The organism is Nonomuraea lactucae (genome assembly GCF_003313395.1).
In the GTDB taxonomy this organism is placed as follows: Bacteria; Actinomycetota; Actinomycetes; order Streptosporangiales; family Streptosporangiaceae; genus Nonomuraea; species Nonomuraea lactucae.
Genome location: NZ_QNFZ01000915.1, coordinates 1 through 8,048 on the forward strand (window position 1 = coordinate 1; position 8,048 = coordinate 8,048).

General features: G+C 67.3%; 9 protein-coding genes and 1 other RNA gene. 4 read left to right on the forward strand and 6 right to left on the reverse strand.

The window, feature by feature from the left end; translation table 11 throughout:
• The 3 genes from DQW85_RS31660 to DQW85_RS31670 form a co-directional block, all read left to right on the forward strand.
• Window positions 1–283: hypothetical protein (locus tag DQW85_RS31660; protein ID WP_205315561.1), on the forward strand; the 283-nt coding region annotated here is incomplete at its 5' end.
• Window positions 284–442: 159 nt separating this feature from the next.
• Window positions 443–661, forward strand: a complete 219-nt coding sequence (locus tag DQW85_RS31665) for a type II toxin-antitoxin system VapB family antitoxin (protein ID WP_240197545.1) — start codon at window positions 443–445, stop codon at window positions 659–661.
• A complete protein-coding gene (locus DQW85_RS31670; RefSeq protein WP_113703462.1) occupies window positions 658–1,071 on the forward strand; it encodes a PIN domain nuclease in 414 nt (137 codons plus the stop codon). The genes DQW85_RS31665 and DQW85_RS31670 overlap by 4 nt, the downstream gene beginning before the upstream one ends.
• A gap of 544 nt (window positions 1,072–1,615) precedes the next feature.
• On the opposite strand, the gene ssrA is transcribed toward DQW85_RS31670, so the two are convergent.
• From ssrA to ftsE, 5 genes are all read right to left on the reverse strand, one after another.
• Window positions 1,616–1,998, reverse strand: a transfer-messenger RNA (tmRNA) gene (ssrA, locus tag DQW85_RS31675).
• 295 nt (window positions 1,999–2,293) lie between these two features.
• Window positions 2,294–4,291, reverse strand: coding sequence for a penicillin-binding transpeptidase domain-containing protein (locus DQW85_RS31680; protein ID WP_240197546.1), 1,998 nt, complete (start codon window positions 4,289–4,291; stop codon window positions 2,294–2,296).
• Window positions 4,288–4,755, reverse strand: a complete 468-nt coding sequence (smpB, locus tag DQW85_RS31685) for an SsrA-binding protein SmpB (protein ID WP_113703463.1) — start codon at window positions 4,753–4,755, stop codon at window positions 4,288–4,290. The genes DQW85_RS31680 and smpB overlap by 4 nt, the downstream gene beginning before the upstream one ends.
• 22 nt (window positions 4,756–4,777) lie before the next feature.
• Entirely contained in the window at window positions 4,778–5,683 is a 906-nt protein-coding gene (ftsX, locus tag DQW85_RS31690; RefSeq protein ID WP_113703464.1) for a permease-like cell division protein FtsX, read from the reverse strand.
• Window positions 5,684–5,703: 20 nt separating this feature from the next.
• Window positions 5,704–6,393 carry a cell division ATP-binding protein FtsE gene (gene ftsE / locus DQW85_RS31695; protein WP_091079803.1) on the reverse strand — a complete coding sequence of 230 codons (690 nt, stop codon included), beginning with the start codon at window positions 6,391–6,393 and terminating at the stop codon, window positions 5,704–5,706.
• Between the two features lie 245 nt (window positions 6,394–6,638).
• Here ftsE and DQW85_RS31700 point away from each other — a divergent pair, with 245 nt between their 5' ends.
• A complete protein-coding gene (locus tag DQW85_RS31700; RefSeq protein ID WP_240197547.1) occupies window positions 6,639–6,788 on the forward strand; it encodes a hypothetical protein in 150 nt (49 codons plus the stop codon).
• Here DQW85_RS31700 and prfB read toward each other — a convergent pair.
• Complete coding sequence (prfB, locus tag DQW85_RS31705; RefSeq protein ID WP_113703466.1) at window positions 6,774–7,889, reverse strand: peptide chain release factor 2; 1,116 nt, start codon at window positions 7,887–7,889, stop codon at window positions 6,774–6,776. The genes DQW85_RS31700 and prfB overlap by 15 nt on opposite strands.
• Window positions 7,890–8,048: the final 159 nt, after the last annotated feature.

The following is an 8,048-nucleotide window of genomic DNA, read 5'->3' on the forward strand; positions in this document are numbered from 1 at the left end:
CGCGGCCCTTGCCGCGGCCGGCCTGGCCGCCGCCGACAGTGGCCGGCCCGACGAGACCGGCTGGGGCGACACCAGCTGGAACGACGGCTGGAGCGACACCGGGAACGGCGACTGGACGGACACCGACGCGTCCCCCACCGGCGAGACCCAGGACCCCGGCACCGGTGCCGGTGGGGACGGCGACGCCTGGTCGGTCCACTCGGACTGGTCGGACGCGTCAGTGGGCGGCCAGGGCGACTTCCTCTACTTCTCCGACGGCGACGTCAGCTTCACCGTCGGCTGACGGTGCGTCGGATGATCGGACGCTTCAAGGGAGTGGACCGAGCTTGACCGGGTCGGGCGCGACGAACCGCTCTTCGGGAGGACCGGCGAACGTGAAGATATCCAGGACATCCAGAATGGATACCCGTGATACTCTGTGCGCGCGGAGGACGGTGATCCCATGACCATGGTGAAGACCCCGATCGAGATCGACCAGGAGGCCCTGGCGATAGCTGCCGAAGTTCTCGGCACCAAGACGAAGAAGGACACGGTCAACGCGGCCCTCCGCGAGGTGGGGCAGCGGTTGGTGCGACTGCGAGCCCTGGCCGCGCTGGGCGAGATGGCTGACCGCGGAGACTTCGATGAGTTCGTCGGCAACAAGGCGGCCTACCGGCGGTGACACCCGCCCTGTATCTCATCGACACTTCCGGCATGTTCCGGATCTTGCAGGAGCCCAAACTACGGCAGGCATGGTCTGATCAGCTTGCCGCCGGTGTCATCGCAACCTGTCCGGTCGTCGAATTGGAGTTTCTCTTCTCCGCGAGATCGCTTGCCGACCGCTTGGAGAAAGTGCGTCTGCTCCACGATCTGTTCGGCTGCGTACCGATGAGTGAACACGCCTGGCAGCGTGCGGCCGAGGTGCAGCAGCTACTCACCGAGACCGGCCAGCACAGGTCGGCCGGACCGGCCGACCTGCTCATCGCCGCCACCGCAGAACGGGAAAACCTCACGGTGCTGTGCGACGACCGCGACTTCTTGACCATAGCCGTCTTGACGAGGCAGCCCATCAAGCTGGTCACCGACATCTGATGTCTTGCACGTCCCTGTCAGCCGAAGATCCGCTGGTACTTTTCACCGGCATGGAAGGCCGCCACATTCCTGTAGCAGTAGATTTCCGCGTCCGCGAGGTACTTTGTGATCACTCAGTGTCGCTCCTCGGTTGAAGTCGATATAGATGCGGTCGCCGGACTTGTACGGAACCTTCACCGCGTCCGTTTTTGTCGCCGGCACAGACTCGCGAAACTTAGTACACTCACGTCCACCCTCCCTGTCAGTGGTGGCGCTGTGGAGGCAGATCTGCGCGTCTCCCCCTCCGGTCGGCAGGTGGAAGCTGACTCTCAAGCTGTACACCAACGCCGTAGAGCTTGCCGCCGTCGGCGACTGCACTGCCGTAGCCGCAGCGACCGCGCTGCCCGTACTCAAAGTCATGTCCATTCAGCGCCCAACAACTGTCCACGGCCGACACCGGACAGGGGGCCGGTAACCGCGCTTCCGGCACTTCCCGGTGCTGGCGCGAGCGCCCCCAGACCGCCAAAAACGGCGGTGTCCATGAGGACACCGCCGTTTCTGACACTGGTGGAGGTGGCGGGAATCGAACCCGCGTCCTTCAACCCCAAGTCAGGGCTTCTCCGGGCGCAGCCTGCTGTGCTTTTCTCAGCCCCGGCGATCACGCAGGCGAGTCGCCGACGGGCTCAGCCACAGTGAGTTTTCCCGATCTCCCCCGTGGCCGGGTCGATCGGTGGAGCCTTCTAACGATGCCAGACACCGAGCCGAAGGCACTCTCGGGCTGGCAGAGGTTCGCTACTTAGGCAGCGAGGGCCAGGTTGCCCTGGCCGACCTCAGCGTGCTTGTTATTGGCACTTATTGTTCGCGGTCACAGGATTAACGAGGTTATGTCCGCAGTCCTCGGCCCGCTTCACCTGGCTTGCAAGATCAAAGTCGAAGCCAGTCACCCCCTGTGCAGTTGTCAACACGGCCCCGGAGGGCCGAGCAACAAGACCTTACATCTGACAACGCCTGCCACGCCAACTTGATTCCACGTGACGACATGGCGAAACCCCCGGGAACGCGGCTCGATGCTCGCGTTCCCGGGGGCCGACCGGCAGGGTCGAGCCGGTCCGACGGCAGGACTTCCCCCGAGATGAAGTCCTGGTCTCATCGCGGCGACTGGGACCGCAACCCCCCGAGCGGGCCCAGTCACTCAGTAAGACGCAGCCGGATGCCGAAACGGTTGCTCTACGCGACGAAGTATTCACACACCGTCATGGAGTCCCATGAAGAAGGCGCCGGCCACGGCCGCCGGGTCGTAGTTCCTGGCGAGCACGGCGATCGCCACGTCGCCCTGCCAGCCGACGAACCACCGCTGCCGGCTGCCCTCGTCGCCCGCGGGGGCCGCCACGCCGTAGACCTGGCCGCGGCCCCCCTGGGCGGGCGTGCCGGCGGTGCCGGCCTTCATCATGGCGGTCAGCGCAGTGCGGACCTTGGGATCGATGGGCACCGGCTGGAGCTGCGGCGCCGCCACGGTGTCGGCCGTGGTGCCGAGTGTCTTCGGGTCGGTCACCAGGACGGGCGGGCGCCAGGTGCCGGACCCGACGGCACCCGCGATCAGGGCCATGGACAGCGGGCTCACCTGGACGTTCTGGCCGGCGATGGCCCTGGCCTTGTCGGCGTCGCTGCTCAGCGCGGGCATCGAGCCGCTGAACGACTTGAGCGGCAGCCGCCACGGCTGACCGATGCCGAACAGCTTGGCGCTCCTGGCCAGCCCGGCGGCGTCGACGCGGCGAGCGAGTGAGGCCAGGGCGGTGACGCAGCCCTTCGCGAAGTTGTCCTTGAAGGTCGGCGAGGAGCCGCCCGCCTGGCCCGCCACCTGCCCGGCCTCGACGAACCTCGCCCCGCCCACCGTGCGCTCGGCCGGGCAGGACAGCTTCAGCTTCGTGCTGACCCCGGCCTTGACCAGCGCGTCCGCGGCCACGATGGAGAACGTGGTGCCGGCCGGGAACTTGCCGGCCAGGGCGTCCTTCTCCTGGTGCAGGCCCCTGGTCGCGACCGCGCGGATCTCGCCCGTCGTCTTGTCGACCGCCACGAGCGCGCTCGTCTCGGTGTCGGCCACCGCCCTCTCGGCGGCGCCCTGGATGGCGCTGTCGATCGTGGTTTTGACCGACTGGTTCTTCCGCCCCGACCACTCCTTCAGCAGCGCCACCTCCGTGCCGCCCTGGTCGAGGATGACCACCCGGGTCTGCGTGGACCCGGTCAGCTTGTCCTGGTAGGCCTTCTGCAGGCCGCTCTGCCCCACCGAGTCGCCCGCGCGCTGCGGGCCGCCGAGCTTCTGCTCGGTCTCCGGGGTGAGCGCGCTCACCTTGCCGACGAGGTCCTTCGGCTCCTTGGCGGCGAACGGCTGCGGCTGCGTGTCGACCGTGATCTGGGGGATCGCCTTGAGCTTGTCCGCTATCGACTGGTAGCGCGTACGGCCGAAGTGGGCCAGCGGGACGAAACGCCCCGGCGGCGAGGACATGATGCGGCTGAGCAGCCGGTCCTGGGGGAAGCGGGTGATCTCGGAGAACTGCTCGACCACCTGCTCGGCCTGCGCGCCGAGCTGGGCCGGGACCACTCCGGCCACGTAGAGGAACTGCGGGCTCTGCAACTGGTCGCCGGCCTTGTCGACCACGGGCTGGCGGGGCGTCGGCCGTAGGTCCACCGCGAACCGCTGGCCCTCCTTGAGCTGCGGGTGGAGCACCGAGGGCGACCAGCGCACCTTCCACACCCCGTCGACCAGATGCAGCGGCAGAGCGCCGTCGTAGACCCAGAGGGGGTTGTTCTCGCCGAGGTCCACCTCGGCCCGGAAGTCGGCCCGCGAGGCGTCGCCGTCCAGCCCGATGCTCTTGATCCTGAAGCGGAACGAGGCGGCGTCGAGCTCCAGCTTGACGCCGGCCAGCGCCTTGCGCACGGTAGCGAGGTCACCGTCGGTGCGGGCGGCGGCGAGGTCGTAGTCTCCCGACTGCCAGCCCACGAGGAAGTCGCGCACCGCGTCGTGCGGCGACGACTCGTCGAAGCACCCGGTCAGCGTGGTGCACGCGACCGCCAGCGTGACGGTCGCGGCAAGCACGCGACGCGTACGCCCCGTCGGCCGGGACAGGAGGCCGATCTTGGACTGGCGGCCGGTCTCGAACTGGCCGATCTCGGACTGGCGGCTCATCTGGGACATGCGGCCCATCTGGGACAGGTGGCTCATCGGCGGGCGGAATCGGCTCATCTGTTGCGGTGTCGCAGTGCCCGGGCCATCTCCCGCTTGGCCTGCTGCTCCGCCAGCGACTGCCGCTTGTCCCAGTCCTTCTTGCCGCGCGCGATGCCGATCTCGACCTTGGCCCTGCCGTCCTTGAAGTAGAGCTGCAGCGGCACGATCGTCAGCCCGCCCTCCTTGGTCTTGGCGGCGAGCTTGTCGATCTCCTTGCGGTGCAGCAGCAGCTTGCGCTTGCGGCGGGCGGCGTGGTTGGTCCACGTGCCCTGGCTGTATTCGGGGATGTGCACGTTGAACAGCCACGCTTCGCCACCGTCGATCGTGGCGTAGCCGTCGACGAGCGAGGCGCGCCCCTCGCGCAGGGACTTGACCTCGGTGCCCTGCAGCACCAGGCCCGCCTCGAAGGTGTCCTCGACATGGTAGTCGTGCCGAGCACGCTTGTTCTGGGCGATCACTTTCCGCCCCGTCTCACGTGGCATGCCTCGACCTTACCGGCGTCCATCACACCCTGAGGTAGCGGCGGAGCGTGATGAACGACGCGAGCACACAGATGAACACGCCGATCATCATGGTGTAGGTGATCGCCTCGGCCACCGCGTCCCAGCCGAGCGTGCCCCTGCCCGCGAAGTAGCCGGCCAGCCCGTCGAACAGGAAGACCTTCGCCAGGATCAGCATGACCGCGGCCCCCACGCCGCCGATCAACCCGGCGATCACGCCCTCCATGACGAAGGGCAGCTGGATGTAGATGTTGGAAGCGCCCACCAGCCGCATGATGCCGGTCTCGCGACGCCGGTTGTAGGCCGACAGCCGGACCGTGTTGCCGATGAGCAGGGCCGCGGCGATCACCAGGGCGATCGCCACGATGAGGGCGGCGTACCGGAGCTTGTCGAGCATGGCGAAGAAGTTGCCGATCATCTCCTTCTGGTTGGTCACCGACGCGACGCCCGGCTGGCCCTCCGCGGCCTGTACGACGGGCTGGTAGTTGTCGGGGTCGGTGAGCTTGATCCGGAAGGACGTCGGCATGTCCTCGACCTTGGCCGCCTGCTTGAGCACGTTGCCGTTGGACAGCGACTCCTGGAAGTTGCGGAACGCCGTGGCCTGGTCCTCGAAGATGACCTGCTCGACCCCCGGAACGGCCTTCAGCCGGGCCTCCAGGTCCTTCGTCTGCTGGGCGGTGACGGCCTTGCCCTTGCACGTCTCCAGGGCGCTGTTCTTGTTGCAGAGGAAGACCGAGATCTCGACCTTGTCGTACCAGAAGTCCTTCATCATGGAGACCTGGGCGTTGATCATCAGGCCGACGCCCAGCATCGCCATGCCCACCGCCACGGTGAGGATCACCGCGAGTGTCATGGTGAGGTTGCGACGGAGGCCGATCCAGACCTCGGAGAAGATGAAATTGGCCCTCATGGTATGCCTGCTGCTCCCTGTCAGTACGCCTGGCCGTACACGCCACGCGACTGGTCGCGGACGATCTTGCCGTCCTCCAGCTCCACGACACGTTTGCGCATGGAGTCGACGATGGCCGCGTCGTGCGTGGCCATGACGACAGTAGTGCCGGTCCTGTTGATCCGGTCGAGCACCTTCATGATGCCGATGCTCGTTGCGGGGTCGATGTTGCCCGTGGGCTCGTCGGCCAGCAGGATCATGGGCCGGTTGACGAACGCGCGGGCCATGGCGACGCGCTGCTGCTCGCCGCCGGACAGCTCGTCGGGCATGCGGTGCGCCTTGCCCTCCAGGCCGACCAGCTCGATCACCTCGGGCACCACCTTGCGGATGAAGCGCCGGGGCTTGCCGATGACCTCGAGGGCGAACGCCACGTTCTCGTAGACGTTCTTGTTCGGCAGGAGCCTGAAGTCCTGGAACACGCAGCCGATGCGGCGGCGCAGGTGCGGCACCTTGAAGTTGGACAGGCGGGCCAGGTCCTTGCCGGCGACGTGGATCGCGCCGGAGTTGGGCCGCTCCTCCTTGAGGATCAGGCGGAGGAAGGTGGACTTGCCGGATCCTGACGGACCGACGAGGAACACGAACTCGCCCTTGTCCACGTCAACGGAGACGTGGTCAAGCGCGGGCCGGTTCTGGTTCGCGTAGACCTTGGTGACATTATCGAAATGGATCACGAGAGCATCACGGCATGCCAGTCTAGGGGTCAGGACGGAAGCGAGGGTGGCACATGCCCACTTCCCGCCGCTCACCTATCGGGGACGCCTTTCTTTACCGATGATCGACGTTCCGATTGGCCAGAGCACAGTCTAGGGGGAAGACTGGCATGGAACGTCCATAACGGAAACAAAACGATTGTGCGGCTAGACTTGGGGCTGCCATGAGTTGCGAACACCTCGTATGCGCGCAGTGTGCCCACCCCGTGATTGAGGGTCGCTGCGCCCTCTGCCGCGCCAACCGCGAGCGGATGCACAGCCACGGCTTCGCCGGGCTGTCACCCGCCCTCATCATCGTCCTGCTGGTCGTGCTGCTCTTCGCGGCCCTGGTGATCAGGCACCTAAGCGGTCTCTGACTCCTGCCTGCGCATCCAGCGGATCTCGGACTCGATGAAGCCGTCGAGGTCGCCGTCGAGCACGGCCGACGGGTTGCCCGCCTCCGTGCCCGTGCGCAGATCCTTGACGATCTGGTAGGGGTGCAGCACGTAGTTGCGGATCTGCGTGCCCCATGACGTGGTCGTGGCGCCGCGCAGCTCCGACATCTTCTCGGCCTCCTCCTGACGCTTGCGCTCCAGCAGCTTGGCCTGGAGGACGGCCATCGCCGTCGCGCGGTTCTGCAGCTGCGAGCGCTCGTTCTGGCAGGAGACCACGATGCCGGAGGGCAGGTGGGTGATGCGCACCGCCGAGTCGGTGGTGTTGACGCCCTGGCCGCCGGGGCCGGAGGAGCGGTAGACGTCGACGCGGATCTCGTCCTCGTTGATGTCGATGTGGTCGGTCTGCTCGACGACCGGGACGACGTCGACGCCCGCGAACGAGGTCTGACGGCGGCCCTGGTTGTCGAACGGGCTGATGCGCACCAGGCGGTGGGTGCCGTGCTCGCCGCGCAGCGTGCCGTAGGCGTAGGGGGCCTTGACGGTGAACGTGGCCGACTTGATGCCGGCCTCCTCGGCGTAGGAGGTCTCGTAGACCTCTGTGGGGTAGCCCTTGCGCTCGGCCCAGCGGATGTACATCCGCAGCAGCATCTCTGCCCAGTCGGCGGCGTCGACGCCTCCGGCCTGGGAGTTGATCGTCAGGAGGGCCTCGCGCGAGTCGTACTCCCCGGACAGCAGGGTGCGGACCTCAAGCGCGCCGATGTCGGAGCGGAGCGAGGACAGCTCCTTGTCGGCCTCGGCCTTGGTGTCGTCGTCGCCCTCCTCGGCCGCGAGCTCGTAGAGGACCGTCAGGTCGTCGAGGCGGCGGACCAGGCCCTCGACCCGGTTGAGCTCGCCCTGGAGGTGGGAGAGCCGGCTGGTGACCTTCTGCGCCTGGTCGGGGTCGTCCCACAGATCCGGGGCGGCAACCTGCTGCTCCAGATCCTCGATCTGCTTGCGCATAGCGTCGAGGTCGAGCACGTCCTGGATGCTACGGAGCGTGCCCGCGAGCTCGTTGATCTCTTCTGCGGGATCGATGACTGCCACGTCTCCCAAGGGTACGCGACCCTCGCGCGCCCGAATAACATGGCGAGGTGCGTGCATCTGGTCGGCTCGAGGCGCTGGCGCTCGCCGTCACCCTGCTGGCCGGGGCGGCCGGGCTCGCCGCGTGCTCGGGCTCCGGGTCGACGGCGCCCACGCGGGCCG

Coding starts and splice junctions, on each gene's coding strand:
- DQW85_RS31665 (WP_240197545.1), top strand. CDS start 443: ATGACCATGGTGAAGACCCCGATCGAGATCGACCAGGAGGCCCTGGCG.
- DQW85_RS31680 (WP_240197546.1), bottom strand. CDS start 4,291: ATGAGCCGATTCCGCCCGCCGATGAGCCACCTGTCCCAGATGGGCCGC.
- smpB (WP_113703463.1), bottom strand. CDS start 4,755: ATGCCACGTGAGACGGGGCGGAAAGTGATCGCCCAGAACAAGCGTGCT.
- ftsX (WP_113703464.1), bottom strand. CDS start 5,683: ATGAGGGCCAATTTCATCTTCTCCGAGGTCTGGATCGGCCTCCGTCGC.